Origin of the sequence: Burkholderia sp. Cy-637, assembly GCF_011753175.1 — a bacterium.
GTDB lineage: Bacteria > Pseudomonadota > Gammaproteobacteria > Burkholderiales > Burkholderiaceae > Burkholderia > Burkholderia gladioli.
Genome location: NZ_VWWC01000001.1, coordinates 133,919 through 160,473 on the forward strand (window position 1 = coordinate 133,919; position 26,555 = coordinate 160,473).

The 26,555-nt window shown below is 68.9% G+C and carries 30 protein-coding genes; 24 read left to right on the top strand and 6 right to left on the bottom strand.

From position 1 onward, the window contains the following. Nucleotides 1–38: 38 nt before the first annotated feature. From F3J10_RS00565 to F3J10_RS00585, 5 genes are all read left to right on the top strand, one after another. On the top strand, nucleotides 39–617 hold the full coding sequence (locus F3J10_RS00565; RefSeq protein ID WP_167240547.1) for a TetR/AcrR family transcriptional regulator: 579 nt from the start codon (nucleotides 39–41) through the stop codon (nucleotides 615–617). Nucleotides 618–749: 132 nt separating this feature from the next. Beyond that, nucleotides 750–1,625, top strand: a complete 876-nt coding sequence (locus F3J10_RS00570) for an SDR family NAD(P)-dependent oxidoreductase (protein ID WP_166911143.1) — start codon at nucleotides 750–752, stop codon at nucleotides 1,623–1,625. Further along, a complete protein-coding gene (locus F3J10_RS00575) occupies nucleotides 1,622–2,563 on the top strand; it encodes an SDR family oxidoreductase (protein ID WP_036040109.1) in 942 nt (313 codons plus the stop codon). The genes F3J10_RS00570 and F3J10_RS00575 overlap by 4 nt, the downstream gene beginning before the upstream one ends. 86 nt (nucleotides 2,564–2,649) lie before the next feature. After that, nucleotides 2,650–3,420 carry an SDR family NAD(P)-dependent oxidoreductase gene (locus F3J10_RS00580; protein WP_167240550.1) on the top strand — a complete coding sequence of 257 codons (771 nt, stop codon included), beginning with the start codon at nucleotides 2,650–2,652 and terminating at the stop codon, nucleotides 3,418–3,420. Then, the gene (locus F3J10_RS00585; RefSeq protein ID WP_025096696.1) at nucleotides 3,413–3,877 is read left to right on the top strand and encodes a MarR family transcriptional regulator; all 465 of its coding nucleotides are present in this window, start codon (nucleotides 3,413–3,415) and stop codon (nucleotides 3,875–3,877) included. The genes F3J10_RS00580 and F3J10_RS00585 overlap by 8 nt, the downstream gene beginning before the upstream one ends. A gap of 56 nt (nucleotides 3,878–3,933) precedes the next feature. Here the strand turns inward: F3J10_RS00585 and F3J10_RS00590 are convergent, their stop codons facing one another. Further along, nucleotides 3,934–4,530 (bottom strand): TetR family transcriptional regulator, encoded by a 597-nt coding sequence (locus tag F3J10_RS00590; protein WP_166911137.1) that lies wholly within the window; start codon nucleotides 4,528–4,530, stop codon nucleotides 3,934–3,936. A gap of 52 nt (nucleotides 4,531–4,582) precedes the next feature. Here F3J10_RS00590 and F3J10_RS00595 point away from each other — a divergent pair, with 52 nt between their 5' ends. Together F3J10_RS00595 and F3J10_RS00600 are read left to right on the top strand one after the other, a co-directional pair. After that, entirely contained in the window at nucleotides 4,583–5,359 is a 777-nt protein-coding gene (locus tag F3J10_RS00595; protein WP_167232847.1) for an SDR family oxidoreductase, read from the top strand. Continuing rightward, entirely contained in the window at nucleotides 5,352–6,563 is a 1,212-nt protein-coding gene (locus tag F3J10_RS00600; protein WP_167240552.1) for an NAD(P)/FAD-dependent oxidoreductase, read from the top strand. Before F3J10_RS00595 ends, F3J10_RS00600 begins: the two co-directional genes overlap by 8 nt. Nucleotides 6,564–6,591: 28 nt before the next feature. On the opposite strand, the gene F3J10_RS00605 is transcribed toward F3J10_RS00600, so the two are convergent. Next, complete coding sequence (locus F3J10_RS00605; protein ID WP_240155291.1) at nucleotides 6,592–7,080, bottom strand: helix-turn-helix domain-containing protein; 489 nt, start codon at nucleotides 7,078–7,080, stop codon at nucleotides 6,592–6,594. 69 nt (nucleotides 7,081–7,149) lie between these two features. Here F3J10_RS00605 and F3J10_RS00610 point away from each other — a divergent pair, with 69 nt between their 5' ends. After that, nucleotides 7,150–8,184: an aldehyde reductase gene (locus tag F3J10_RS00610; protein ID WP_166911131.1), complete on the top strand. Its 1,035-nt coding sequence runs from the start codon at nucleotides 7,150–7,152 to the stop codon at nucleotides 8,182–8,184. Nucleotides 8,185–8,233: 49 nt separating this feature from the next. Here the strand turns inward: F3J10_RS00610 and F3J10_RS00615 are convergent, their stop codons facing one another. Further along, nucleotides 8,234–8,818: a TetR/AcrR family transcriptional regulator gene (locus F3J10_RS00615; RefSeq protein ID WP_166911129.1), complete on the bottom strand. Its 585-nt coding sequence runs from the start codon at nucleotides 8,816–8,818 to the stop codon at nucleotides 8,234–8,236. Nucleotides 8,819–8,947: 129 nt separating this feature from the next. On the opposite strand from F3J10_RS00615, the gene F3J10_RS00620 reads away from it, so the two are divergent. From F3J10_RS00620 to F3J10_RS00635, 4 genes are all read left to right on the top strand, one after another. After that, nucleotides 8,948–9,919 (top strand): SDR family NAD(P)-dependent oxidoreductase, encoded by a 972-nt coding sequence (locus F3J10_RS00620; RefSeq protein WP_166911127.1) that lies wholly within the window; start codon nucleotides 8,948–8,950, stop codon nucleotides 9,917–9,919. Nucleotides 9,920–10,174: 255 nt separating this feature from the next. Beyond that, nucleotides 10,175–10,867 (top strand): epimerase, encoded by a 693-nt coding sequence (locus F3J10_RS00625; protein WP_166911125.1) that lies wholly within the window; start codon nucleotides 10,175–10,177, stop codon nucleotides 10,865–10,867. 215 nt (nucleotides 10,868–11,082) lie between these two features. Beyond that, nucleotides 11,083–11,589 carry a DUF1993 domain-containing protein gene (locus F3J10_RS00630; RefSeq protein ID WP_025096705.1) on the top strand — a complete coding sequence of 169 codons (507 nt, stop codon included), beginning with the start codon at nucleotides 11,083–11,085 and terminating at the stop codon, nucleotides 11,587–11,589. Between the two features lie 106 nt (nucleotides 11,590–11,695). Continuing rightward, on the top strand, nucleotides 11,696–12,688 hold the full coding sequence (locus F3J10_RS00635) for an aldo/keto reductase (RefSeq protein ID WP_167240554.1): 993 nt from the start codon (nucleotides 11,696–11,698) through the stop codon (nucleotides 12,686–12,688). Between the two features lie 164 nt (nucleotides 12,689–12,852). On the opposite strand, the gene F3J10_RS00640 is transcribed toward F3J10_RS00635, so the two are convergent. Beyond that, nucleotides 12,853–12,993, bottom strand: coding sequence for a hypothetical protein (locus F3J10_RS00640; protein ID WP_164465581.1), 141 nt, complete (start codon nucleotides 12,991–12,993; stop codon nucleotides 12,853–12,855). Between the two features lie 187 nt (nucleotides 12,994–13,180). On the opposite strand from F3J10_RS00640, the gene F3J10_RS00645 reads away from it, so the two are divergent. The 11 genes from F3J10_RS00645 to F3J10_RS00695 all read left to right on the top strand — a co-directional run bounded on the left by F3J10_RS00645 (nucleotide 13,181) and on the right by F3J10_RS00695 (nucleotide 22,839). Next, nucleotides 13,181–13,582, top strand: a complete 402-nt coding sequence (locus F3J10_RS00645; RefSeq protein WP_167240556.1) for a DnaJ family domain-containing protein — start codon at nucleotides 13,181–13,183, stop codon at nucleotides 13,580–13,582. A gap of 38 nt (nucleotides 13,583–13,620) precedes the next feature. Further along, nucleotides 13,621–14,241, top strand: coding sequence for a tRNA adenosine(34) deaminase TadA (tadA, locus tag F3J10_RS00650; RefSeq protein ID WP_205200127.1), 621 nt, complete (start codon nucleotides 13,621–13,623; stop codon nucleotides 14,239–14,241). Nucleotides 14,242–14,298: 57 nt separating this feature from the next. Next, nucleotides 14,299–15,237, top strand: coding sequence for a muramoyltetrapeptide carboxypeptidase (ldcA, locus tag F3J10_RS00655; protein WP_167240560.1), 939 nt, complete (start codon nucleotides 14,299–14,301; stop codon nucleotides 15,235–15,237). 321 nt (nucleotides 15,238–15,558) lie between these two features. After that, complete coding sequence (locus tag F3J10_RS00660; RefSeq protein WP_013698391.1) at nucleotides 15,559–16,254, top strand: GntR family transcriptional regulator; 696 nt, start codon at nucleotides 15,559–15,561, stop codon at nucleotides 16,252–16,254. Nucleotides 16,255–16,405: 151 nt separating this feature from the next. After that, nucleotides 16,406–17,881, top strand: coding sequence for an NCS1 family nucleobase:cation symporter-1 (locus F3J10_RS00665; protein ID WP_167240562.1), 1,476 nt, complete (start codon nucleotides 16,406–16,408; stop codon nucleotides 17,879–17,881). An 85-nt stretch (nucleotides 17,882–17,966) separates the two neighbouring features. Further along, nucleotides 17,967–18,794 carry an aspartate/glutamate racemase family protein gene (locus F3J10_RS00670; protein ID WP_167240564.1) on the top strand — a complete coding sequence of 276 codons (828 nt, stop codon included), beginning with the start codon at nucleotides 17,967–17,969 and terminating at the stop codon, nucleotides 18,792–18,794. Nucleotides 18,795–18,986: 192 nt separating this feature from the next. Beyond that, nucleotides 18,987–19,940 (top strand): allantoinase PuuE, encoded by a 954-nt coding sequence (puuE, locus tag F3J10_RS00675; protein WP_025096712.1) that lies wholly within the window; start codon nucleotides 18,987–18,989, stop codon nucleotides 19,938–19,940. Further along, nucleotides 19,937–20,458: a 2-oxo-4-hydroxy-4-carboxy-5-ureidoimidazoline decarboxylase gene (uraD, locus tag F3J10_RS00680; RefSeq protein ID WP_036040080.1), complete on the top strand. Its 522-nt coding sequence runs from the start codon at nucleotides 19,937–19,939 to the stop codon at nucleotides 20,456–20,458. The genes puuE and uraD overlap by 4 nt, the downstream gene beginning before the upstream one ends. Before the next feature lie 105 nt (nucleotides 20,459–20,563). Beyond that, nucleotides 20,564–21,577, top strand: a complete 1,014-nt coding sequence (alc, locus tag F3J10_RS00685) for an allantoicase (protein WP_036051161.1) — start codon at nucleotides 20,564–20,566, stop codon at nucleotides 21,575–21,577. Beyond that, nucleotides 21,574–22,086: an ureidoglycolate lyase gene (locus F3J10_RS00690; RefSeq protein ID WP_166911114.1), complete on the top strand. Its 513-nt coding sequence runs from the start codon at nucleotides 21,574–21,576 to the stop codon at nucleotides 22,084–22,086. The genes alc and F3J10_RS00690 overlap by 4 nt, the downstream gene beginning before the upstream one ends. A 195-nt stretch (nucleotides 22,087–22,281) precedes the next feature. Then, complete coding sequence (locus tag F3J10_RS00695; RefSeq protein WP_103691888.1) at nucleotides 22,282–22,839, top strand: sugar O-acetyltransferase; 558 nt, start codon at nucleotides 22,282–22,284, stop codon at nucleotides 22,837–22,839. Nucleotides 22,840–22,958: 119 nt separating this feature from the next. Here the strand turns inward: F3J10_RS00695 and F3J10_RS00700 are convergent, their stop codons facing one another. After that, nucleotides 22,959–24,152 carry a urate hydroxylase PuuD gene (locus F3J10_RS00700; RefSeq protein WP_013698384.1) on the bottom strand — a complete coding sequence of 398 codons (1,194 nt, stop codon included), beginning with the start codon at nucleotides 24,150–24,152 and terminating at the stop codon, nucleotides 22,959–22,961. 65 nt (nucleotides 24,153–24,217) lie between these two features. After that, nucleotides 24,218–24,571 carry a hydroxyisourate hydrolase gene (gene uraH / locus F3J10_RS00705; RefSeq protein ID WP_013698383.1) on the bottom strand — a complete coding sequence of 118 codons (354 nt, stop codon included), beginning with the start codon at nucleotides 24,569–24,571 and terminating at the stop codon, nucleotides 24,218–24,220. Nucleotides 24,572–25,057: 486 nt separating this feature from the next. Here uraH and F3J10_RS00710 point away from each other — a divergent pair, with 486 nt between their 5' ends. After that, nucleotides 25,058–26,485 (top strand): 8-oxoguanine deaminase, encoded by a 1,428-nt coding sequence (locus F3J10_RS00710; RefSeq protein WP_240155293.1) that lies wholly within the window; start codon nucleotides 25,058–25,060, stop codon nucleotides 26,483–26,485. Nucleotides 26,486–26,555 lie beyond the last annotated feature (70 nt).

Genomic DNA, 26,555 nt, shown 5'->3' on the forward strand with positions numbered 1-26,555 from the left:
TATGATTGAGCAATCACTCATTTAAAGGCGGCAAGGTTTTGGCACGTCCCCGCAGTCTCGACAAACACGAAGCGATCCTCGACGCCGCGGCGCGCGCGCTGGCCGAACATGGCGCGAGCGCCACCACGGCGCGTATCGCGCGACTCGCGGGCGTCGCCGAGGGCACCGTGTTTACCTATTTCGAGAGCAAGGACGCGCTGCTCAATGCCTTGTACCTGCATCTGAAGGACGGGCTGCGCACCGCGATGATGGGCGAGTTCCCGTTCGAGGGCAGTGCCGAGCAACGTGCCCGGCATGCCTGGAACGCCTATGTGTCGTGGGGCGTCGCCGATCCCGATGGAAGGCGCGCGATGCGCCAGCTCGATATCAGCGGGCGCATCGAGGAGGCCAATCGCGTGGCCGGCGCGCAGGGCTTCTGCGCCGTGCGCGACATCTTCCGCGAGCAACTGGCGAACACTGATGGGCTGCCGCAGGAGCAGCGGCTCGCGTTCTGCGGCGCGCTGTTCTCGTCGATGGCGGAAACCACCATGGATTTCATCGCCCAGGAGCCGGGGCGGCACGAAGCCTATCGCGAGGCCGGCTTCCAGGCGGTCTGGGCGGCCTTGCAGGCGCATTGAGGGCAGCGGGGCGGCGCGATGGATGCTTGCGCCGATGGTCACGGAATCTGGCGGGATACGAAGGTCGATCGGGCCTCGTATCCCGCTTATTAATGAGTGAGTAATCATTCATTTCATTGAAAGGAGTCAGGCATGTCGAAAGTCTGGTTGGTGACGGGGGCCGCGCGAGGGCTTGGGCGCGCGATTTCGGAAGCGGTGCTGGCGGCGGGGGACCGGCTGGTGGCCGGGGCGCGCGATCCCTCGCGGCTCGCGGATCTGCAGCGCCGGCATGGCGATCATCTGCTGCCGGTCGAGCTCGACGTGACCGACGAGGCCGCCGCCGCGCGGGCGGTCGAGCTTGCGCGCAGCGCCTTCGGCCGCCTCGACGTGCTGGTCAACAACGCCGGCTATGGCCACACCGCGCCGTTCGAGCAGATGGCGCCGGCCGATTTTCGCGACCAGGTCGAGACCAACCTGTTCGGCGTCGTCAATCTGACGCGCGCGGCCCTGCCGGTGATGCGTGCGCAGCGCGCGGGCCATGTGTTCCAGGTGTCGTCGGTCGGCGGGCGCAGCTCGACGGCCGGCCTGTCCGCCTACCAGGCCGCCAAGTGGGCGGTGGGCGGCTTCAGCGACGTGCTGGGCAAGGAAGTCGCGCCGTTCGGCGTGCGCGTGTGCACGCTCGAACCCGGCGGCATGCGCACCGACTGGGCCGCGCAGGCCAGGCAGGGTATCGACGGCCTGCTGCCCGACTACGCGCCCTCGGTGGGCCAGGTGCTGTCCCTGCTCGACGCCTACGCGGGGCACGAGGTCGGCGATCCGGCGCGGATCGCGGCGCTGATCGTCGAGCTGTCGCGGCGCGAGGACGTACCGGCGCGCCTGCTGCTCGGCGGCGATGCGCTGTATGTCGCCGAGCAGGCCGAGGCGGAGCGCGCCGAGGAGGCCGCGCGCTGGCGCGCGACCACGCTGTCCACGCAATTCGACGACGCGAAGCTGCCCGAAGGGCTCGACGCGCTGCGGAGGCGGCAATGAGCTGGCGCGTTTCCGACATCCCCGACCAGCGCGGCCGTTTTGCGCTGGTGACGGGCGCGACCGGCGGGATCGGCCTGGAAACCGCGCTGGCCCTGGCCGGTGCCGGTGCTCGCGTGTTGCTGGCCGGGCGCGACGACGCGAAGGGTGCCGAGGCCTTGCGCCGGATTCGCGCCGCGCATCCGCGCGCCGAGGTCGAATACCGGCGCGTGGATCTCGCCAGTCTCGATCAGGTCCGCCGCTTTGCCGAACCGTTCGAATCCGGCGACGCGGCGATCGACCTGCTGATCGACAACGCCGGCGTGATGACACCGCCGACGCGGCACACCACGGCGGACGGTTTCGAGCTGCAGTTCGGCACCAATTACCTTTCCCATTTCGCGCTGAGCGCGCGGCTGCTGCCGGCCTTGCGTCGCGCCGCGGCGCCACGCGTGGTGGTGGTCGGCAGCCTCGCACATCGCCTGCGCGCGGCGATCCACTTCGACGACCTGCAATGGACGCGCCGCTACGATCCTTGGCAGGCCTATGCGCAATCGAAGCTGGCGATGCAGTTGTTCGCCTTCGAGTTGCAGCGGCGCAGCGAGGCGCGAGGCTGGGGGCTGACGGTGACCTCGGCGCATCCCGGCTTCGCGCGCACCGGCCTGCAGAGTGCCGGGCCGAACCTGGGCGGGGTGCGCCGCGCGGTGATCGCGCGGGCGCTGATGGCCGGCGTGCGCCCCTTGATCTCGCATTCGGCAGCCGGCGGCGCCTTGCCCACCTTGTTCGCGGCGACCTCGCCCGATGCGCGGCCCGGCGCGTATTACGGACCACGGCATGTGTTCGAGCTGCGCGGGCCGGTCGGGCCGGCCAGGATCGGCGCGGCCGCGCTCGATCGCGAGGTGGCGGCGAGGCTGTGGGCCGAGTCGGAGCGCCTGACCGGCGTGAGCTGGCCGCCGGCGTGATCGTCGAGCCCCGGATTTTTGAGTTGACGTGACAACCTAGTGTTTCTATATTTCAGGTTGTCGTATCAACTTGAAGGGGGAGCATCATGTCGATTGATATCGAAGCGGCCTGTGTCCTGATCACCGGTGGCGGCGCCGGCATCGGTCTCGGTCTTGCGCGGCGCTTTCTCGAAGGCGGCGCGCGCGTCACGATCACCGGCCGCGATCGCGCCCGCCTCGAACGCGTGGCGGCCGACCATCCGGGGCTGGATATCGTGGCCAGCGACATCGCCGATCCTTGCGCGCGAGAGGCGCTTGCCGCGCAAGTGCGCGAGTCGATGTCCGCGCTGAACGTGCTGATCAACAACGCCGGCATCCAGCGCCGGGTAGGCCTGGCCGAGGACGACGCGCCCTGGGCGCAGCGCCAGGCCGAGATCGACACGCTGCTGTCGGGGCCGATCCACCTGAACCATCTGCTGCTGCCCTTGCTGTTGAGCGAGCGCCGTGCCGCGACGATCGTGAATGTCAGCTCGGGCGGTGCCTACGTGCCGCAACCGTTCGCGCCTGTCTACAGCGCCAGCAAGGCCGCCTTGCACAGCTACACGATGAACCTGCGCTTCGCCTTGCGGCACACCGCCTGCTCGGTGGTCGAGCTGATTCCGCCTGCAGTGCGCACCTCGCTGGCGGGTGACGGTGCCGCGCATGGCGTGGACCTCGAGGTCTACTGCGATGCCGTGTTCGCTGCCCTGGTGGCGGGAGAGGCCGACGAGATCGGTTACGGCCCGACCGCGAGCGCCGCGTTCGAGGCGGCGAAAGCCGGCTATCGTGCGATGTTCGACACCATGGCGGGGCGTTTTCCCGTGAAGCACTATGAGTAAGAAAACGACGGCACGCCTGCAGGCGGACGAACTGGCGGTCTGGAGCGCGGTGAAGCATCTGAGCGAGCAGGCGCTGGCGCGCGTGGGCGCCGAGATCGAGCGCGAGACGGGCTTGTCGGGCGCCGACTTCGGCATCCTGTCGCGGCTAGAGGACCTCGGCGGCGGCGAACTCGCGCAACGCGATCTCGCCCTCTCGCTGGGCTGGCACAAGAGCCGGCTCTCGCATCAACTCACGCGCATGGAGGCGCGGGAACTGGTGGTCCGCCGGCAGGCCGACGAGGCGCGCGGCGTGCTGGTGCTCATCACCGTGGAAGGGCGCGAGCGGATCGCGGCGGCGCGGCCCGTGCATGCGGGCGCGGTGCGCCGCCATCTGCTCGATCATCTCGATGCGCATGAACGGGCCGTGATCGTCGCCGTGGCGGCGCGGCTGGCGGGCGAGGGCGAGCCGTCGGCCTGATCCGGACGAGGCGGTGCAGCAGGCCTGCCCGATCACCCGCTGCCGGGCAACTTGCGCTAGCCGTCCACGCAAGCCTGGATCGCCGCCCCCAGTTTGGCGGCGATCAGCTCGGCTTGCGCCGCCTCCAGCGCCGGCGAACCCAGCCCCGCGCGCAGCACCGCGAAGCCGAGCACGTAGGCCGTGATCAGCGCGGCGCGCGCCTCGGCATCGGCACCGCCGAGCCTCGCCGACAATGCCGCGACGAAGTCCCGATGAAGCGCGGCCGACAGGATCGGCGCGGCGGCCGGGCTGCCGACCGAGCGCAGCAGGAAGGCGAATTCGTCGAAACCTTCCGGCTCGGCTGTATCGAGCGGCCCGAGCAGGTGCCGGGCGACCCGCTCGCCGAGCCCGTCGGGCGGCCCTTCGAATGCGGGCTCGAGCCCGAACGCCTGGTCGGCGATCAGCGCGAACAAATTCTCCTTCGAACCGAACAGCCTCGGCACCATGGCCGGGTCGACCCCGGCTTCGGCCGCGATCTCGCGCACGCCGACCGTGTCGTAGCCGGCGCGCGTGAAGGCCAGGCGCGCGGCGTCGAGAATGCGTTCGCGACTTTGCGCGGCCGATAAACGAGGCGCACGGGGCGCGCTGGATTTTTTATCAACAGTCGTTGACATTTATCTCGGGATGGTTAGGATATCAACGCCTGTTGATAACATGAGTCCGACCATGACGCCAGCCTTTTCCTTAGCAGCATCCGAATCTTCCGATCTTTCCCGAAGGGTCATCCTGGTGACCGGCGCCTCCAGCGGCATCGGCCGCGCCGTGGCGCTGCGCCTTGCCGATGCCGGCGCCCAGGTGCTCGCGACCGGTCGCGACGCCGCCAGGTTGTCGGCCGTCGAGGCCGAACTGGCCGGGCGCGGTGAATGCCTGCCGGTCGACGTGTCGCGTCCCGACGCGATTGCCGGCCTGATGCGCGAGCTGGGCGCACGCCACGGCCGCCTGGATGGCCTGGTGATCAATGCCGGCGTGTCCCCCGGCATCGAGATCGGCGAACTGGATCCGGCCGGCTACGACGCGCTGATGGATGTCAACGTGAAGGGCGCGGTCTTCAGCTTCGTGCATGCGCTGCCCTGGCTCGCCGACGGAGCGTCGGTGGTGTTCGTCGGCTCGGTGGCGGGGCGTGCCGGTCAACCGGGCGATCCGCTGTATGCCGGCAGCAAGGGCTTCATCCGCGCCTTCGCGCGCAACGCCGGCACCTCGCCTGAACTGATGGCGCGGCGCATCCGCGTCAACGTGGTGTCGCCGGGGCCGATCGAGACGCCCTTGACCGAAACGGCGAGCGCCAATCCCGAGATCCGTGCCTATGTCGAGCGGCTGATTCCGATGGGCCGGTGGGGCCGGGCCGAGGAAGTCGCCTCGGCGGTGCTGTTCCTGCTCTCGCCCGCGGCGAGCTTCACCACCGGCGCCGACCTGACCGTCGACGGAGGGATGGCGCATGTCTGAGGCGAATCGACGGGTTGCGCCTTCCGGCGTGCCGCCCTTGCTGCACGGCCGACGCATCGCGATCGTCGGTGCCGGCCCGGCCGGCCTGACCCTGGCCCGGCTGCTGCAGATGCGCGGCGCGGATGTGCGCGTCTATGAGCGCGACGCTTCGCGGCGGTTGCGAGGGCAGGGCGGGTCGCTCGACCTGCACGAGGATTCGGGGCAGCTCGCCTTGCGGCAGGCAGGCCTGGGCGATGCCTTCCGGGCGCGGGCGAGGCCCGATGGACAGTGCTCGCGGATTCTCGACCGGCATGCTGTCGTGCAGTTCGAAACCCTTGCCGAGCACGAGGCCCAGTCGCAGCCCGAGATAGACCGGGGCGCGCTGCGCGACTTGCTGCTTGATTCGCTCGCGCCCGGGACGGTGATCTGGGATGCGCGGCTCGACGGCGTCGAACGCGCCGAAGGGGGCGGCTGGCGCTTGGCGTTCGCGCCAGGCGAGGCGGTGCAGGGCGGGACGGCGCATGCCGATCTGCTGTTCGGCTGCGATGGCGGCTGGTCGCGCGTGCGCCCGCTGCGCAGCGCCGCGGTGCCGGTCTACAGCGGCGTGACCTTCGTGCAGGCCCGGCTCGTTGACGCCGATCTGCGGCATCCCGAGATCGCTGGCCTGGTGGGCAGCGGCAGCCTGATGGCGCTTGGCGACGATCGCGCGCTGATGGCGCAGCGCAATGGCGACGGCACGATCCGCGTTTATGCGGTGTTGCGTGTGGAGGAAAGCTGGCGCGCGCGCGACACCTATGACTGGCAGGACGATGCGCGCGTGCGTCGGGACCTGCTCGCGCAATTTTCCGGCTGGTCGCCGACGCTTACCGGCTTGCTGGCGAATGCCGAACCGGGTTTCGAGCGCTGGCCGCTCTACTGCATGCCGGCCGCGCAGCAGTGGCTGCCGGCGACCGGCGCGACCCTGCTCGGCGATGCCGCGCACATCATGCCGCCCTTCACCGGACGCGGCGCGAATCACGCCATGCTCGACGCGTTCGAACTCGCGCAACGGCTGGGCTCGGATCGTTTCGCCTCGATCGAGGCCGCGCTGGCCGATTACGAAAGCGCGATGCTGGCGCGGATGGCGCCGGAAATCGAGGCGACGCTGGCATCTCAGGACCTGATGATCGCGCCCGATGCGCCGGCCGGCATCGTGGCCTATCTGCGTGGGCAGACCGGCGAGTGAAGACGAGCTGCCCGCCAGGGCGCCCCGTCTAATCCCGCCGCGCTTTTTTCTCCCGTGTCGCCGCGTTCTTGCGCGGCGCTTTCGGTTCGGCGCCGCGCGCCAGCAGCGCATCGCCGTGGATCTCGGCCCAATCGCGCAGCGAGCGGAACACGGGCAGCAGGGCCAGCGAGGCCGCGGTCAACGCATATTCCACGCGCGGCGGCACCTCGGCGTGGACGGTGCGCGTCAGCAGCCCGTTGGCTTCGAGGTCGCGCAACTGCACCGTCAGCATGTGCTGGGTGATGCCGGGCAGGGCGCGGCGCAGATCGCTGAAGCGCAGCTTGCCGTCGAGCAGCGCGCAGAGAATGCCGATCTTCCACTTGCCGGCCACCGCTTCGATGCTGGCCTGGAAACGCGCGATGGTCCGGGCCTGCGGTACGCAGGTATCCGGGCAATCCGTGCCTTCCAGCCGCTCAATGGTCTGGTTTTCCATACTCGGTATCTTGAAACATCGTACTTGCGGGAATTCGCCCGACATCGAGAATGGATGCTAGCAGTTCGCGTACTTCATGTATCGCGGCATCGAAACGGGACCACAGGGAGCGTGATGAATCGGGTGCTGGTGACAGGCGGATCGGGATTTCTGGGCGCGCACGCGATCGTGCAGTTGTTGCGCGAGGGATATCGGGTAAGGGCGACGATTCGGGATCCTGATCGAGCCTCGATGGTGAGGGCGATGATCGCGGCGGGCGGCGCGCAAAGCGACGAAGGGCTGGAATTCGCCGTCACGGATCTGATGCGCGACGAGGGTTGGGCCGAGGCGATGCGCGAGTGCGAATACGTGCTGCACATCGCCTCGCCGTTCCCGGGCGGCCCACCGCGCGACGAGGACGAGCTGGTCCGGCCCGCTCGCGACGGCAGCCTGCGTGTGCTGCGCGCCGCGCGCGAGGCGGGCGTTAAGCGCGTGGTGCTGACCTCCTCGTTCGCGGCGATCGGCTACGGGCACGGCGCGCGCGAGGCGATTTGCACCGAACGCGACTGGACCGACCTGGCCGGCCCCGACGTCACGCCCTACATCCGCTCGAAGACGCTGGCCGAGCGCGCGGCCTGGGATTTCATCGAGACCGAGGGCGGGGCGCTGGAGCTGGCGGTGGTGAATCCCGTGGGGATCTTCGGCCCGGTACTGGGCGCGGATTATTCGAGTTCGATCGGCTTGCTGAAGGCGCTGCTCGATGGTGCGATGCCGGCGGTGCCGAGGCTGGCGTTCGGCGTGGTCGACGTGCGCGATGCCGCCGACCTGCATCTGCGGGCGATGCGCGATCCGCGGGCGAACGGGCAGCGCTTCATCGCGGTATCGGGGCCGGTGCTGAGCCTGCATGAGGTGGCCGGGATCCTGCGGCGCCGGCTCGGCGCGGCCGCGGGCAGGGTGCCGCGACATCGCCTGCCGGATCTCGCGGTGCGCGCGCTCGGCGTGGTGTCGCCCGCGATGCGGGCCATGGCGCCGCAACTCGGTATCGTGCGTCGCGCCAGCGGCGACAAGGCGCGTGAATGGCTGGGCTGGGCACCTCGCCCGGCGCAGGAGGCGCTGGTGGCGAGCGCGCAAAGCCTGATCCGCTTCGATCTGTTGAAGCGGCGGCCTTGAACCACGAGTCGCGATGGGGCGCGCGATCGACGCCGACCACGCAACCGATTCAGCGCACGCGAATTCCCGCCATGATGATGTCCACCAATTGGCGCGCCGATTTCTCCCAGCCCGGCTCGCTCGACACGGTGCCCACGCCGGCGATGGCGCGCAGCACGTCGATCGGCGCCAGCCCGAGGCGGATCTCGCCGCTCGCCGTGGCGCGGTCGACGAGATCCTGCAGCGCCCCGAGGATGCAGGTGGCCGAATCCGCGTAAAGCGCGCCGACGCCGCCCGTCACCGAGTTCAGCACCTCGGCCATGCCGTGCTTGGTCGCCATGTAGTCGACGAACAGCAGCAGCCACTGGCGCAGCGCCTCGGCCGGCGCGTGCGTGTCGGCCAGCCGCGTGGCGGCCTCGGCCATCTGCGTCGTCTCGTTGCGATAGAGGCCCGAGATCAAGGCGTCGCGCGTCGGGAAGTGGCGGTACAGCGTGCCGATCCCGACCCCGGCTGTGCGGGCGATCTCGTCGAGGCTCGCGCTCGAGCCCTTGGCCGCGAACACGGTCTTGGCCGCCTCGATCAGCCGCTGGCGATTGCGTTCGCCGTCGGCGCGCGGCTTGCGGGCCGGCACGCCGTTTTCCTTGTCCTGGGTCACCCTCGAAAATTCCCGTTGATAAGCGGAGATATCCTCCGTATATTTATGCGGAGGATCGATCCGCTTATTTTACGCGACGCGGGTGCCGGCGCCGGCACCTGGGCGTCGACACGATCAGGAGCTCTGCAGATGTCCCAAGTATTCGGAGAATTCAGCACCACCGACGACGTGCTGGCCGGCGTCGACCTGCGCGGCAAGCGCGCCCTCGTAACCGGCGTGTCGGCCGGGCTGGGCGTGGAAACCGCGCGTGCGCTGGTCGCGCACGGCGCGCAGGTGGTGGGCGCCGCGCGCGACCTGGCCAAGGCGCGCTCGGCCACCGAGGTGGTGCGCGCGGCCGCGGCCGGCAACGGTGGCGGGTTCGAGCTGCTCGAACTCGACCTGGCCTCGCTGGCCAGCGTGCGTGCCGCGGCCGACGCGCTGCTCGCCGACGGCCGGCCGTTCGACCTGGTGATCGCCAACGCTGGCGTGATGGCCTCGCCCTTCGGGCATACCGCCGATGGTTTCGAGACCCAGTTCGGCACCAACCACCTCGGCCATTTCGTCTTCATCAACCGCATCGCGTCCTTGCTGGCGCCAGGCGCGCGCGTGGTCAACGTGGCCTCGTCGGGGCACCGCATGGCGCCGTTCTCGCTCGACGACCTCGGCTTCGAGCGCACGCCCTACGATCCCTGGGTGGCCTATGCGCGCTCGAAGACGGCCAATATCCTGTTCGCCGTCGAGTTCGATCGCCGCCACAAGGCGCGCGGCGTGCGCGCGGTGGCGATCCATCCGGGCGGCATCATGACCGAACTGGCGCGCCATCTGCCGGACGACGCGCTCGAGGGCATGCTCACCCAGATCAATGCCGACCTGGCCGCGCAAGGCCAGCCCCCGTTCCGCTTCAAGACCGTGCCGCAAGGCGCGGCCACCTCGGTCTGGGCCGGCGTGGTGGCCCCGGCCGACGAGGTGGGCGGGCGCTACGCCGAGAACTGCGGCTTGTCGAGCGTGACCGATGCCGAGCTGAATCCGGCGGCGCCCGGCGTGCGCGCTTACGCGCTCGACCCGGAGCTCGCCAAGGCGCTTTGGGAGAAGAGCGAGCAGATGGTGGGCGAGCGCTTCTGAGCGGAATGGGCGGTGCGATTCGGTAAATATACGGGCGTAGACAAAATCAGCGTCTTGCTCTTATAGTCTGCGCCTGCAGATAGTGGTCGCACCGCCCTTGATGCCAGCGATCAGGACTCCGATGCGCCGGCCGAGCCAGTGTCGCGGATGACGATCGAGATGCTGGCCGGCAAGCGGCATGCGATCCCGTTCGGCGATCGCGGGCCGGGGCTCGCCGGCCGTGATGGCGTTTTTCCTGGCATCGGAGGTGCCGCAATGAAACTCTTGCTGACGGGGGCGACCGGCTTTGCCGGCGGCCAGGTGCTGCGCCAGGCCCTCGACGATCCGACCATCGAGTCGGTCACCGTCTTGACGCGGCGCGCGCTCGACCTCGAGCACCCGAAGCTCAGGCAGGTGCTGCGCGACGATTTCCTCGATTATTCCGATCTCGACCTGGCCGGTTTCGGCGCCTGCGTCTGGTGCCTGGGCGTGTCGCAATCACAGGTGCGCGAGGATGCCTATGTGCGCATCACGCACGACTACGCGCTGGCCGCGGCGCGCGCGCTGTTCGCCGCGAATCCGGCACTGCGCTTCTGTTTCCTGAGCGGGCGCGGCGCCGATCCGGAAGAACGGCAGCGCGCGCTGTACCGGCGCATCAAGGGACGCACCGAACGTTCGCTGGGCGCCCTGGCCGGGAAGGTCTACGTGTTTCGTCCTGCCTATATCCGGCCGACCGCGATCAGCGGGCCGCGCCAGGACATCGGGCGCTGGCTCGCGCCGATCGGCACCGTCATCTCGTGGTTCGGGCCCGGGCTCAGCGTCGATTGCGAGCAGCTCGCCGCTTGCCTGCTCGACGTCGCCAAGTATGGCGCGCGCGAGACGCTGTTCGAGAATCTGGCGATCCGCGACTGGAGTACGTCGCAAGCAAACGAAGCCCGGCCCGGTGCAGCCGGCGGCGGGCGCACCTGAACCGCCTGACCGGATCATCGCGATCGACATCCGGCGCCGCCGTCCTGGCCGGCGCCGCCATCATTGCGCCGGACGTGCCCGGCGCTCGTCCCGCCTCTTGATTACCTTGCTTTCCCGCACCAATCGCGACGCTCCAGCAGCGATTCCGGAACCGCATTATGCTGGCGGGCGAACGCCGCGGAGCCGGCGGATCCATCCCATCTCCAGGAGCCCTCATGTCCGTTTCCCTGTATGACATCTCGATCCCCGTGCTGGTGCGCGGCCTGCGCACGCTGTCGAAGCTGCTCGACAAGGGCGAGGCCCATGCGCGCGAGCAGGGCCTCGATCCCGCGGCGCTGATCGGCACGCGCCTGTTCGAGGACATGCTGCCGCTGAGCAGCCAGGTGCAGCTCGCCAGCGACGCCGCCAAGGGCTGCGTGGCGCGCCTGGCCGGCATCGAGATTCCCTCGTTTCCGGACAACGAGCAGAGCTTCGCCGAACTGCAGGAACGGATCGCCAAGACCATCGCCTTCGCCGAATCGGTCGACGTGGCGAAGTTCGAGGGCAGCGAGACGCGCACCGTGAGCCTGCCGCTGCGCAGCGGCCCGATCGAGTTCACGGGCCTGGGCTACGTGACCAACTTCGTGCTGCCGAACTTCTATTTCCACGTGACCACGGCCTACGACATCATGCGTCACAAGGGCGTGCCGCTCAGCAAGCTGCACTACCTGAACCTGCGCTGAGCTCGCCGGCGCGAGGGCGGCGCGGGCGCGGCAGGTCCCGCCCGCGTCGCCCGAGGCGCAGCGTGAACGGCCGGACGCACCCCCTACATCTCGATCAGGAAGATCCATGCTGAATACCCGCAAGCTGGGCCGCCAGGGCCTCGAAGTCTCGATGATCGGCCTGGGCTGCATGGGCATGAGCCAGTCCTACGGCAAGCCCGACGACGCCGAATCGATCGCCACCCTGCATCGCGCGATCGAGCTGGGCTGCACCTTCCTCGACACCGCCGAGGTCTATGGGCCCTACAGCAACGAGGAACTGCTCGGCCGGGCGCTGCAGGGGCGGCGCGAGGCGGTGACGATCGCCACCAAGTTCGGCTTCCGGATCGGCGCCGACGGCCGCCCGGCCGGCACCGACAGCCGGCCCGAACATATCCGCGAGGTGGTCGAGGCCTCGCTCAAGCGGCTGCGCACCGACCGCATCGACCTGCTCTACCAGCATCGCGTCGATCCGGCCGTGCCGGTCGAGGAGATGGCTGGCGCGGTGGGCGAGCTGATCGCCGCCGGCAAGGTGCGCTATTTCGGCATGTCCGAGGCGGGCGAGGAGGCGATCCGGCGCGCCCACGCGGTGCAGCCCGTCTCGGCGCTGCAAAGCGAATACTCGATCTGGGAGCGCAACCTGGAAGGCACGGTGCTGCCGGTGCTGCGCGAACTCGGCATCGGCCTGGTGCCGTTCAGCCCGCTCGGCCGCGGTTTCCTGACGGGGCAGGTGAAGTCGCGCGCCGAGATCGGCGAGGGCGACTATCGCGCCACCAACGATCCGCGTTTCCAGGGCGACAACTTCGACGCCAACCTGCGCATCGCCGAGGCCGTCCAGGCGATCGCGGCCGCGCGCGGCGTGAGCGCGGCTCAGGTGGCGCTGGCCTGGGTGCTGCGCGCCGGCGACGACGTCGTGCCGATTCCGGGCACCAAGCGCCGCCGCTATCTGGAAGACAATCTCGGCGCGGCGACGCTGGTGCTCGGCGACGAGGAGGTGGCGCGACTCGACGCGGTGCTGGCCGAGATCGGCGTGGCCGGCGAGCGTTACCTGCCGGCCGGGCTGGCGCTGGTCAATCGCTGAAGCCGAGCAGGTCGCGTGCCGCCTGCCGGCACGCGATCACGCCGAAAACGCGCCGGCCGGGCAGGTCACGGGGCCGGAACGAGCCGAAAGCGGGCAGAAAGCGGGCCGAAAGCGGGCTCGAAGCAGAGCGGGAGCGCGACGCGCGCGAGACGCGAAAATCCGGCTCAAAAACGGACCGTGGTCCCGCAGGCGCCGCCGGCCCAGCCATTGGTGCCGGCGCCGCTGCAGAACACGCCGCAGCCGCCCAGGCCGAGCAGCAGCGCGGCGGCGGCCAGCCATCGCAGTCCTATCCTGACGGTGTGCATCCTGGTGATCCTTCCCTCGAAATCGAATGGAGAAACCGGCGCCCGGCAAGGGCCACCGGACGATCCGATCGAGCATAACGGTTTTCCTCGATACGCGATTTCGATAGTCGAGCATTTGCTCCAGAGGGCTGGCACTTGCCCAATCCCCTGTTAGAATCGCGAGGCCGCTTTGCCTTGAATTGCTCGAATGAGACTGCTTGATGCCCTGGTCGAACAACGTATCGCTGCCGCTGCCGCGCGCGGGGAGTTCGACGAAATCCCGGTCAACGATGCCCCGCCGGAGCTGGACGACGATTTGCGCGTCCCGGCCGAAGTGCGGATCGCCAACCGGATCCTGAAGACTGCGGGTTTCGTGCCGCCCGCGGTCGAGCAGTTGCGGGCCCTGTGCAACCTGCAGGACGAAATGCGCGCGGTCAGCGACAGTGCGACACGTTGCCGCTTGCAAGCCAAGATGCTCGCGCTCGACATGGCCCTCGAATCGCTGCGCGGCGGCCCGCTGGTCGTGCCGCGCGAATACTGCCGCCGCATTGCCGAACGCCTGTCCGAGCGCGTGCTCGACGATGGCGCCGGCGAAGCGGGAACCGCGTGAACCTGCCTGCCTCCGCCGATCTCCCCGATCCGTCCGATTTGCCCGACTCGTCCGACTCGTCTGTTTCCGACGCCGCGCCGCATCCCGATCCGGCCGCCGAGCGCGACCGGCGCTATATGCGCATGGCGCTGGCCGCGGCCGAAGAGGCGCGCGCGGCCGGCGAGGTGCCGGTCGGCGCCGTGATCGTGCGCGGCGACGAGGTGATCGCGCGCGGCTTCAATCATCCGATCGGCGGACACGATCCGTCCGCGCATGCCGAGATGGCGGCCCTGCGCGCGGCCGCCCAGGCGCTCGGCAACTATCGCCTGCCCGGCTGCGAACTGTATGTGACGCTCGAGCCCTGCCTGATGTGCTCCGGCGCGATCATGCATGCGCGGATCGCGCGCGTGGTCTATGGCGCACCGGACCCGAAGACGGGCGCCTGCGGCGGCGTGGTCGATGCCTTCGCCAACCCGCAGCTGAACCACCACACCAGCGTGACGGGCGGCGTGCTCGCCGAGGAGTGCGGCGATGCGCTGCGCAGCTTCTTCGCCGAGCGCCGTCGCGCGGCCCGCGAAGCGCGGCGCGCGGCCAATGCCGCCGCGGCGCTTCCCAAACCTGGCGAGGCGGCTGGGCAGGGCGTCGCGCCGGATTCCGACGACCTGCCGCCCGCGAACTGAACCAGTCGCCGTGACGCGGTTCTAATCGGGCTGACCCCCATTACCGATACGCGACCGATGGCCCACTCCACACTCAAGCCGCGCAGCATCCGCCTGCTCGGCCCTTCCGGCTACCCGCACGATCCCGACGCGATCCGCCGCGCGCTCGAGCGCTTCGGCGCGCAGGGGCACCAGGTGCAGAACGTCGAGGCGACCGAGCGCCGCCACCTGCGCTTCGCCGGCAGCGACGCCGAGCGCGCGGCCGACCTGAACCGCCTGGCCGATCCCTCGCAGCCGCTGCCCGACATCGGCCTGGCGGTGCGCGGCGGTTACGGCGCGGCGCGAATCCTGCCGCATCTCGACTACCGCGGGCTCGAACGCCTGCGCGACCAGCCGATCGCGCTGTGCGGCCACAGCGACTTCACCGCGATCCAGCTCGCGCTGCTCGCCAGGTCGGGCGTCAAGAGCTTCGGCGGGCCGATGCTGTCGGCCGACTTCGGCGCCGAGACGCCGAGCGAATTCACCATGACGCAGTTCTGGTCGACGCTCTCCCAGCGCACGACCACGATCGTCTCCGAGGTGCCGCAGCAGCAGGGCGCGAACGTCTCGGGCACGCTCTGGGGCGGCAACCTGGCGATCCTGGCCTCGCTGGCCGGCACGCCCTACATGCCGCGCATCGAGGGCGGCATCCTGTTCATCGAGGACGTCAACGAACAGCCGTTCCGCATCGAGCGGATGATCTACACCCTGCATTTCGCCGGGCTGCTGGCCGGCCAGCAGGCGCTGGTGCTCGGCCAGTTCACCGGCGCGCGCGCCTTCGACTACGACAACGGCTACGACATGCAGGCCGTGATCGAGCAGGTGCGCGAGGTGGTGGGCATTCCGGTGATCACGGGGCTGCAGTTCGGCCACGTGCCCGACATGGTGAGCCTGCCGGTGGGCGGCCAGGTGCAACTGGTCGCCAACGAACACGGCTTCCGGCTGACCGTCTCCGACTATCCGACCCTGGCCGGATAGGGCGGCGTCGCCGGATTCGATCGGCACGAGGCGGGCAACCGCCTTTTTTTGCGTCCTGATATGCAACTAACGGTCGAATAATTTGGTCGCTGCCAAATTTGTCGTGCCCAATTCAGGCGCATTATTGTTGACAAAAAATTAGGGCAGTCGAGACTGAAAGTCTTGATCGATCTGGTGCTATCCCTCGCCAGTACGCGATTTGGTGCCATGCGCACCGAAAGCAAGCACGTCGATGAACGAGAATTGTGCAAAATCGGCGGGATGGATTGTTGACAATATTTATGTCCGCCCTAGGATGCTGAACATAACGAGATGGCAAACATGACGAAGAAGGAAAGCGTGGCGTCGACGACGACGCCGGAAGCGATCGCGGAACGGATCCGCACGGCGATCCTCGAGCACCGGCTCGCGCCGGGCGCGAAGCTCACCGAGGCGCAGCTCTGCGAGGTGTTCGGCGTCAAGCGCGGGCCGATCCGGCAGGCGCTGGCGCTGCTCGCCACCGACCGGCTGGTCGACCTGGAGCCGAACCGCGGCGCCTTCGTGGCCAGCCCGACGCTGCAGGACGTGCACGAGGTGTTCGAGCTGCGGCGGATCATCGAGCTGGCGGTGATGGAGCGGTTGGCGACGGGACCGGGCGCGAAGCGCCTGAAGGGCGTCGCCGCGATGATCGAGCGCGAGCGCGACGCCTTCGAGCGGCGCGATTTCGCCGCCTGGATCCGGCTCTCGGGCGAGTTCCACGTGGCGCTCGCCGGGCTGACCGGCAACACCACGCTGTGCGACTGCCTGAACGGGCTGGTGGCGCGCTCGACGCTGATGTCGGCGCTGTATGAATCGCACGGTCGCAATGCCTGCTCGTTCGACGACCACGTCGAGATCGTCGCCGCGCTCGAGGCCGGCGACGCGGCGAAGGCGGCGCGGCTGATGGCGCATCACCTGCAGCACGTGGAATTGAGAATGCTCGACCGGCCCGCGCAGGGCACGGTGGATTTGCGCGACGTGTTCGGCGGCGCGGGCTGAGCCCGGCGCGCCGCGCCCGCGCCGATGGACTGACGGAATGCTGACGGCAGCCTCCCCCTGGCTGCCGCACGCGGGCGTGGCCTGACCTCGATGTCCGGCCGCGATTTCAATGACGATCGCGCGGCTCGACCGCGGCAGGCAAGGAGATGTCATGGCTCAGTTCACCATCGCGCCAGGAAGCAGCCCGTATCACGAGGACGGAACCAACGGCGGCGAGCCCGCCGTGCCGGCCGGCTACAGCGAACGTCTCTACAACGAGGATCTCGCGCCGCTCGCGCAGCAGGGCTGGGGCGCCTACAACATCTTCGCGTTCTGGATGTCGGACGTGCACTCGGTGGGCGGCTACGTGTTCGCCGGCAGCCTGTTCGCGCTGGGCCTGACGAGCTGGCAGGTGCTGGTGTCGCTGATCGTGGGCATCGGCATCGTCAACGCGCTCTGCAACCTGATCGCGAAACCCAGCCAGCAGCTCGGCGTGCCGTATCCGGTGGCCTGTCGCGCCACCTTCGGCGTGCTCGGCGCGAACGTGCCGGCGGTGATCCGCGGCCTGATCGCGGTGGCCTGGTACGGCATCCAGACCTACCTGGCCTCCAGCGCGCTGGTGATCGTGGTGCTCAAGTTCGTGCCGCAGTGGATGCCCTACGCGGACGTCCATCATTACGGCTTCCTCGGCCTCTCGGCGCTGGGCTGGGCCGGCTTCATGCTGCTCTGGGTGCTGCAGGCGCTGGTGTTCTGGAACGGCATGGAGACCATCAAGAAGTTCATCGACTTCGCGGGGCCGGCCGTCTACGTGGTGATGTTCGTGCTGGCCGGCTACATGGTCTGGCGCGCGGGCTGGCGCAACATCGGCCTGAACCTCGGCGGCGTGCGCTACCACGGCGCCGAGGCGCTGCCGGTGATGATCACGGCGATCGCGCTGGTGGTGTCCTACTTCTCCGGGCCGATGCTGAACTTCGGCGACTTCTCCCGCTACTGCGGCAGCTACCGCGCCGTCAAGCGCGGCAACTTCTGGGGGCTGCCGGTCAATTTCCTGGCCTTCTCGCTGGTGACCGTGATCACCACCGCCGCCACGCTGCCGGTGTTCGGCGAACTGATCACCGACCCGGTGGCCACGGTGGGCCGCATCGATCATCCGACCGCGGTGATCCTCGGCGCGCTGACCTTCACGATCGCCACCATCGGCATCAACATCGTCGCGAACTTCGTGTCGCCGGCCTTCGACTTCTCGAACGTGGCGCCGCGCCTGATCAGCTGGCGCGCCGGCGGCATGCTGGCTGCCGTCGCCTCGATCTTCATCACGCCCTGGAACCTGTTCAACAACCCGGCGGTGATCCACTACACGCTCGACATCCTCGGCAGTTTCATCGGGCCGCTCTATGGCGTGCTGATCGTCGACTTCTACCTGGTCAAGCGCGGCGCGCTCAAGCGCGACGATCTCTACACGCTGGCGGAGACCGGGGCCTACTGGTATCGCGGCGGCGTGAACCGGCGCGCGGTGTACTCGCTGCTGCCGGCCGCGGCGATCGCGATCGCCTGCGTGATGGTGCCGGCGCTCTCGGGGCTGGCGAATTTCTCGTGGTTCGTCGGCGCGCTGCTGGCCGGCCTGACCTACCGCATCGTGGCGAAATGAGCACCGGCCCGCGCCGGCCGCGGGCGCGGGCAAGCAGGACCCGCAGGACAAGCACGACGAGCACGACAAGCAATCAGGAGACGACATGAAGATCAAGCTCATCAACCCGAACACCACACAGCGCATGACCGAGGCGATGGGGCGCTGCGCGCGCGAGGTGGCCAACGCGGGCACGGCCGTGGTGGCGGTCAGCCCGACCATGGGGCCGCCCTCGATCGAGAGCCATTACGACGACGCGCTCGCGGTGCCGGGGCTGCTGGCCGAGATCGCGGCCGGCGAACGCGATGGCTTCGACGGCTACGTGATCGCCTGCTTCGGCGATCCGGGCCTGTACGCGGCGCGCGAGATCGCGCGCGGGCCGGTGATCGGCATCGCCGAGGCCGCGATGCACGCGGCCAGCGTGCTGGCGCCGGGCTTCTCGGTGGTGACCACGCTCTCGCGCACGCGCGGCCTGGCCTGGCACCTGGCCGAGCGCTACGGCATGCAGCGTTTCTGTCGCAACGTGCGCGCCACCGACGTGGCCGTGCTCGAACTCGACCGGCCCGGCTCCTCGGCGCGCCGCCTGATCGTCGAGGAATGCCGCCGCGCGCTCGACGAGGACGGCGCCGAGGCGATCGTGCTCGGCTGCGCCGGCATGGCGGAGTTCGCGCACGAGGTGGAGCAGGCGATCGGCGCCCCGGTGGTGGAGGGCGTGACGGCCGCGCTCAAGTGGGTCGAGGCGCTGGTCGCGCTGCGGCTGGCCACGGCCAAGCGCGGCGAGTACGCGCGCCCGATCGAGAAGCGCTACGACGGCGAATTCGCGCGTTTCGGCCCCGATGCCGAGGGCCTGCCGGCCGGGGTTCCAGGCGCGGCCGGCAGTGCCGCGAGCGGCCAGGCGCCCGCCCCGCGCGGCGCGGCCGCCACCACGGTCTAGCGCATGCGGCGGGCGCACATACACCGGACGTGACCCGCACTATCCGTTTGGCTGTATGGGCGCTCCCAGGCCTTTTCGCTACACTGGTCCAACCCTCGCATCGGCGCGCCGCGCCGCCTGATCCGCCGCCGATTTGCTGCCGGTTCGCCGATGCGAGCACCCTCAAACCCGGGTCTTCATTCGCATCCAACCATGTCACATGATTCCCACTATCCGCGCGACCTGATCGGCTATGGCCGGCACCCGGTGCAGGCCAACTGGCCGGGCCGCGCGCGCGTCGCCGTGCAATTCGTGCTCAATTACGAGGAAGGCGGCGAGAACTGCGTGCTGCACGGCGATGCCGGCTCCGAGCAGTTCCTCTCCGAGATCGTCGGCGCGGCTTCCTACCCGGCGCGCCACATGAGCATGGAGTCGATCTACGAATACGGCTCGCGCGCCGGCGTCTGGCGCATCCTGCGCGAGTTCGAGAGGCGCGGCCTGCCGCTCACGGTGTTCGGCGTGGGCATGGCGATCGAGCGGCACCCGGAGCTGGGGCGCGCCTTCGTCGAACTCGGCCACGAGATCGCCTGCCACGGCTGGCGCTGGATCCACTACCAGGACATGTCGCCCGAGCGCGAGGCCGAGCACATGCGGCTCGGCATGGAGGCGATCGAGCGCGTCACGGGCGTGCGCCCGCTGGGCTGGTACACCGGGCGCGACAGCCCGAACACGCATCGCCTGGTGGCCGAATACGGCGGTTTCCTGTACGACTCCGATCACTACGGCGACGACCTGCCGTTCTGGATGGAGGTGCCCGTCACGGGCGGGGCGAGCCGGCCGCAACTGATCGTGCCGTATACGCTCGACACCAACGACATGCGCTTCGCGACGCCGCAGGGCTTCAACACCGCCGATCACTTCTTCCATTACCTGCGCGACGCCTTCGACGTGCTCTACGAAGAGGGCGACGAGGCACCGAAGATGATGTCGATCGGCATGCATTGCCGGCTGCTCGGGCGGCCGGGGCGGTTCCGAGCGCTGCAGCGCTTCCTCGATCACATCGAGCAGCACGACCGCGTCTGGGTCACGCGCCGCGTCGATATCGCGCGCCACTGGCGCGAACATCATCCGTATTCCACCACCAACCGAGGCGACGAGGCGGCATGAAGGCGATGCAATACACCTTGGCAGAACTGAACGAAATGGCGGAGGACGCGTTCGTCGCCGCCTTGTCGGGAATCTTCGAACATTCGCCCTGGGTGGCCGAGGCGGCGGCGGCGGGGCGCCCCTATGCCAGCATCGCGGCGCTGCACGCGGCGATGTCGGGCGTGGTCGACGCGGCCGGCGGCGAGCGCCAGCTCGCGCTGGTCAATGCCCACCCGGAGCTGGCCGGCAAGGCGGCGGTACGCGGCGAGCTGACGGCCGAGTCGACGCGCGAGCAGAGCGGCGCGGGGCTCGACCAGTGCAGCCAGGCCGAGTTCGACAAGCTGCAGTCGCTCAATCGCGCCTATCGCGAGAAATTCGGTTTCCCCTTCATCCTGGCCGTGCGCGGCTACGACCGTCACGGCATCATCGCGAACTTCGAATCGCGCGTGGCGAACACGCGCGAGCAGGAGCTGCGCGCGAGCCTCGACCAGATCGCCCGGATCGCGCGGTTCCGGCTCGACGACCTGATCGACGCCTGAGTTTCGACCTGCGGCGCACGGCTCGGGCCGCGCGCCGCGGCGCTCCAGTCGCGCCCGTTTCGGCGGGCGCCGCTCTTTTCACGAACTTCCCATAAGGACCTCATCATGGCCATTCCGCTGCTCGATCCCAATGCTCCCGAATTCACGCGTCGCTACGTGAACCTGGCCGATCCGCGTCTGGGGGCGCAGGCACTCGAGGCGAGCGACGACTTCTTCGCGCCGAAGGAGCGGATGCTGAACCCGGAGCCGGCCGTGTTCATCCCGGGCAAGTACGACGATCACGGCAAGTGGATGGACGGCTGGGAGACGCGCCGCAAGCGCACCACCGGCTACGACTGGTGCCTGGTGAAGCTGGCGCGCCCCGGCGTGATCAAGGGGCTCGACCTCGACACCAGCCATTTCACCGGCAATTTCCCGCCGGCCGCCTCGGTGCAAGCCTGCTACCTGCCCGACGGCACGCCGAACCAGAGCACGCACTGGGTCGAGATCGTGCCGTCCACCACGCTGCAGGGCAATAGCCACCATTACGTGGCGGTCGACGACAGCACGCCCTACACGCACCTGCGCGTGAACATCTATCCGGACGGCGGGATCGCGCGGCTGCGCGTCTATGGACAGCCGAAGCTCGACTGGGAGGGCGCGAGCCGCAGCGAGCTGTTCGACCTGGCCGCGATGGAGAACGGCGGCCATGTGATTGCCGCCAACAACCAGCACTTCGGGCTGGCCTCGTCCATCCTGCTGCCGGGCCGCGGCGTGAACATGGGCGACGGCTGGGAGACGCGGCGCCGGCGCGAGCCGGGCAACGACTGGGCGATCATCGCGCTGGCACGCCCGGGCGTGATCCGCAAGGTCGAGGTCGACACCGCGCACTTCAAGGGCAACTATCCCGATCGCTGCTCGATCCAGGCGGCCCACGTAACGGGCGGCACCGACAGCTCGCTGGTCACGCAGGCGATGTTCTGGCCGGTCCTGCTCGGCGAGCAGAAGCTGCAGATGGACAAGCAGCATTATTTCGAATCGGAACTGGCCGCGCTCGGCCCCGTCACGCACGTGCGCCTGAACATCATCCCGGACGGCGGCGTCTCGCGTCTGCGCATCTGGGGCACGCTCGGCCAATGAAGACGCTGACCATCGAAGCGCTGACGCGCGCGGCGTTCGCGCCCTTCGGCGACGTGATCGAGACCGAGGGCGCCAGGCAGATCCCGATCAATCTCGGCACCACGATCCGCTTCCACGATCTGGCCCGGGTGGATGTCGCCGAGCAGGGCGGCCACACGCTCGTCAACCTGTTCCGCGGCCAGCCGCGCGCGTTGCCCTTCGAGGTGAAGATGCTCGAACGGCATCCGCTGGGCAGCCAGGCCTTCCTGCCCTTGTCGGAGCGGCCTTACCTAGTGGTGGTCGCGCCGGCCGGCGAACTCGATCCGGCGCGGATTCGTGCCTTCGTCTCGAACGGCTGGCAGGGCGTGAACTACGCGAAGGGCGTCTGGCACCATCCGCTGATCGCGCTGGGCGAGGTCAGCGATTTCGTGGTGGTCGATCGCGGCGGGGAAGGCTCGAACCTGAACGAGCAGATGCTCGAGGAATCGCTGTGGCTGACCGAGGAGGCGCTGCATCACGTCGCTGCCTGAGCATGGCGAGGGCGGGCGAGCGAGCCTGGGAGAAACGCGGTGGCAACAAGCAGCGCAAAGGCCTTGCGGACCGAAGGGTTCGCAAGGCCTTTTTGTTGGCGTCGACCTTCGACAGGCGAGCCGCCGCCGGGATGCGATACAGTTCCCTGCCGGATATCGATGCGGTCAGGCAATGGCGAGCAAAAAGGACAGGGAATGAGCGACGACGGACGAACCAGGACGATTTCAAGGGGAACGCCGGAATCCGCGGCGATGGTGGCGAGCGTCAAGCGCGCGATGGCGATCACGGCGGCGCTCAACCGATTGACGTTCGACGATGCGGATGCGGTCCGCGCCCTGTTCCGCGAACTGATCGGCAAGCCGGTCGACGCCAGTTTTTCATTGATTCCGCCGTTCTATTCGACCGGTGGCACCGATATCCGTGTCGGCCGCCAGGTCTTCATCAACCAGAACTGCACCTTCTATGACCTCGGCGGCATCGACATCGGCGACCAGGTGATGATCGGCCCCAATGTCAGCATCCTCACCTCAGGCCATCCCGTCGAGCCCTCGCGGCGGCGCAGCGGCGTGGTGGCCAAGCCGGTGGTGATCGAGAACAACGTCTGGATCGGCGCCGGCGCGATCATTCTCGGCGGCGTGACGATTGGAGAGAACTCGGTGGTCGCCGCGGGCGCGGTCGTCACGCGCGATGTGCCTCGCGATACGCTGGCGGGCGGAAACCCGGCGCGCGTGATTCGCTCGATCGCCGAATAAGCGCATCGCGCGAGCCGCGTCGGCCATCGTCGTCCGCCGGCATCCAGGAAGCACGGAACCAAAAAGGGCTCGCGAATCCGCGAGCCCTTCCTTTTCAAGCCGTCCAAGCGACCGGCTGCCTACTTCGCCGCCCCCGCCTCGAACCACGCCGCGATCTTGGTGCGCTCGTCGTCGGTCATGTGCGTGACATTGCCGATCGGCATTGCCTTCAGCTGCACGGCCTGCTGGTAGATGCGCTGCGCGTTCTGCGCGATCTGCTCGGGCGTGTCGAACATCACGCCGGCCGGCGCGCTGCCCATCATGGTCGGCTTGGCCGAGTGGCAGGCCACGCAGCGCTGCTGCAGTACCGGCTCGATATCCTTGATCGAGAGCTTGGGCAGGTTGGCCGCCTCGGCCTGCGGCGCCACCGGGCGCGGCATGGTCCAGACCAGGGCCAGCAGCATCAGCGCGACGCCGCCCAGCGGCAGGTACCAGAGCTGCTGGCCGCGGTGGCGCATCACGAAGAACTGTCGGATCAGCGCACCGGCCAGCATGATGATCACCAGCACGATCCAGTTGTACTGGTTGGCGTAAGTCATCGCGTAGTGGTTCGACAGCATCGCGAACACCACCGGCAGCGTGAAGTAGGTGTTGTGCACCGAACGCTGCTTGCCGCGCTTGCCGTAGATCGGGTTCGGCGTCTCGCCCTTGAGCATCTTGTCGACCATCTTGCGCTGGCCGGGGATGATCACGAAGAACACGTTGGCCGACATGATGGTGGCGAGCATCGCGCCGACGATCAGGTAGGCCGCGCGGCCCGAGAAGACATGGCAGGCCAGCCAGGCCGCCAGCACCACGTAGAGGCCGACGAAGGCGCCGAGCAGGCGGTCGCGGTTGCCGAGCAGGCGGCAGGCGCAGTCATAGACGATCCAGCCCGCCATCAGGAAGCCGAGCGCGGCCGACACGGCCACCACCGGCCCCATGTCGAGCACGTTGCGGTCGATCAGGTAGGTGTTCGGCGCGAGCAGGTAGAGCACGAAGAACAGGCCGAAGCCGGACATCCAGGTGGTGTAGGAAGGCCACTTCGACCAGTGCAGGTCCTCCGGCATCTCGGGCGGCGCGACCGTGTACTTCTGCATGTTGTAGAAGCCGCCGCCGTGCACGTGCCAGAGCTCGCCGAACACGCCGCGCTGGCGCTGGTTCGGATCCTTGGGCGGCTTGAGGCTGTTGTCGAGGGCGACGAAGTAGAACGATTCGCCGATCCAGGCGATCGCGCAGATGACGTGCAACCAGCGAATCGCGAGATTCAGCCAGTCGGTGATGAAACCTTCCATGAAACTCCTCCAGACAGACTCGAGTCCTTGTTATCGAATGTGGGGCGGGCAGGGCCGATGCGTTGTCAGCTGCCGCGATAGGTGCTGTAGGACCAGGGCGAGACCAGCAGCGGCACGTGGTAGTGCGCGTCGGGGTCGGCCACGCCGAAGCGCAGCACCACGCGGTCGACGAAGCGCGGCGCCGGCAGCTCGACGCCCAGCGCGGCGAAATAATCGCCGGCATGGAACACCAGTTCGTATTCGCCGGCGAGCAGGGCCTCGCCTTCGAGCAGCGGGCGGTCGCAGCGGCCGTCGCTATTGGTGGTGGCGGTGAGCAGCGCGCGGCGCGTGTCGCCGTCGATCGCATGCAGTTCGATGCGGATATCGGCACCGGGGCGGCCGTGCGCGGTGTCGAGTACGTGGGTAGTCAGCTTTCCCATTCGCTTGGTCCTTGTGTGAATGCGAAGAGTAAACGCGGCCTCGATCCAGGGATGGCGGCGGATCGAGGCTCCACGTCGGTGGCTACATACCCGTCGGCGGATCGAAGCGAGCGCCGAGTCGTCATTTTAAGAATGCCGGGGACGCGAATCGGCGCGCGATAGCGAAGATAAGCCGTCGCGCATGAGCGGCGGGGCCATGCCGGCCGGTCGATTCGCTGGCCGGCGCATCGGATCCAACTTATCCCATCATATTGCCGGCGTGAAGCGCGGTATTCGACGACAAGCCTTGCGTTCGGGACGCGCCTGCGCGATGCTCGACCGGTTCGCACGCGGCCCGGCCGCGCGGCGAGCCCCGAAGACGGCGAGCAAGCCGGGTAACCGGGCCACGGGCGTTCGACAGGACGCGGCGGCACGGTTTCCGGCGCCGCCGTTCCCGGTCGGATGCCGCCAGGCCGCCCAGGCGGCGCCACCGAACGGAGAACCACCATGCAGGACCCGATCGCGCGCCATGCCGCGCAAGCTTCCTCCTCCTTCCATTCCAACACCGGCCGCCCCGGCCGCACGCTGCTGGTACGCCATGCCGAGGTGCTGGTGACGATGGACGGCGAACGGCGCGAAATCCGCGACGGCGGCCTCTACGTCGAGGACAACCGGATCGTCGCGGTCGGCCCGACCGACACGCTGCCCGAGACGGCCGACGAGGTGCTCGACCTGCGCGGCCACCTGGTGATCCCGGGCCTGGTCAATACCCATCACCACATGTACCAGAGCCTGACGCGCGCCGTGCCGGCCGCGCAGGACGCCGAGCTGTTCGGCTGGCTGACGAACCTGTACCGGATCTGGGAGAACCTGACCCCGGAGATGATCGAGGTCTCGACGCTGACGGCGATGGCGGAATTGCTGCTGTCGGGCTGCACCACCTCGAGCGACCACCTCTATCTCTATCCGAACGGTGCCCGGCTCGACGACAGCATCGGCGCCGCGCAGCGGATCGGCCTGCGCTTCCATGCCAGCCGCGGCAGCATGAGCGTCGGCCAGCGCGACGGCGGCCTGCCGCCCGATTCGGTGGTCGAGCGCGAGGACGCGATCCTCGCCGACACGCAGCGCCTGATCGAGACCTGGCACGACGAGGCACGCTACGCGATGCTGCGCATCGTGGTGGCGCCGTGCTCGCCGTTCTCGGTGAGCCGCGACCTGATGCGCGAATCGGCGAAGCTCGCACGCGCGCATCGCGTCTCGCTGCACACGCACCTGGCCGAGAACGTCAACGACGTCGCCTACAGCCGCGAGAAATTCGGCATGACGCCGGCCGAATATGCGGAGGATCTCGGCTGGGTCGGCCCCGATGTCTGGCACGCGCACTGCGTGCAGCTCGACGAGGCCGGCATCGCCTTGTTCGCGCGCACCGGCACGGGCGTCGCGCATTGCCCGTGCTCGAACATGCGGCTCGCCTCGGGCATCGCGCCGGTGCGCCGGATGCGGCTGGCCGGCGTGCCGGTCGGGCTCGGCGTGGATGGTTCGGCCTCGAACGACGGCGCGCAGATGGTGGCCGAGGTGCGCCAGGCATTGCTGTTGCAGCGGGTTGGATTCGGGCCGGATGCGATGACGGCGCGCGAGGCGCTGGAGATCGCCACGCTCGGCGGCGCGCGCGTGCTCGGCCGCGACGACATCGGCGCGCTGGCGCCGGGCATGGCCGCCGATTTCGTCGCCTTCGACCTGAGCCAGCCCTTGTTCGCCGGCGCGCTGCACGACCCGGTCGCCGCGCTGGTGTTCTGCGCGCCGTCGCAGGTGGCCTGGAGCGTCGTGAACGGGCGGGTGCTGGTGCGCGAGGGACAGCTCGCGACGGTCGATCTCGGGCCGCTGGTGGAGCACCACAATCGGCTCGCGCGGCAGTTGCTGGAAGCGGCGCGCTGAAGCGGGTTCGGACAAGGGCGCACCGCGCCTTGCGTGGCCGGCGACGCAAGGCGCCGCTGGCCACGAAGGC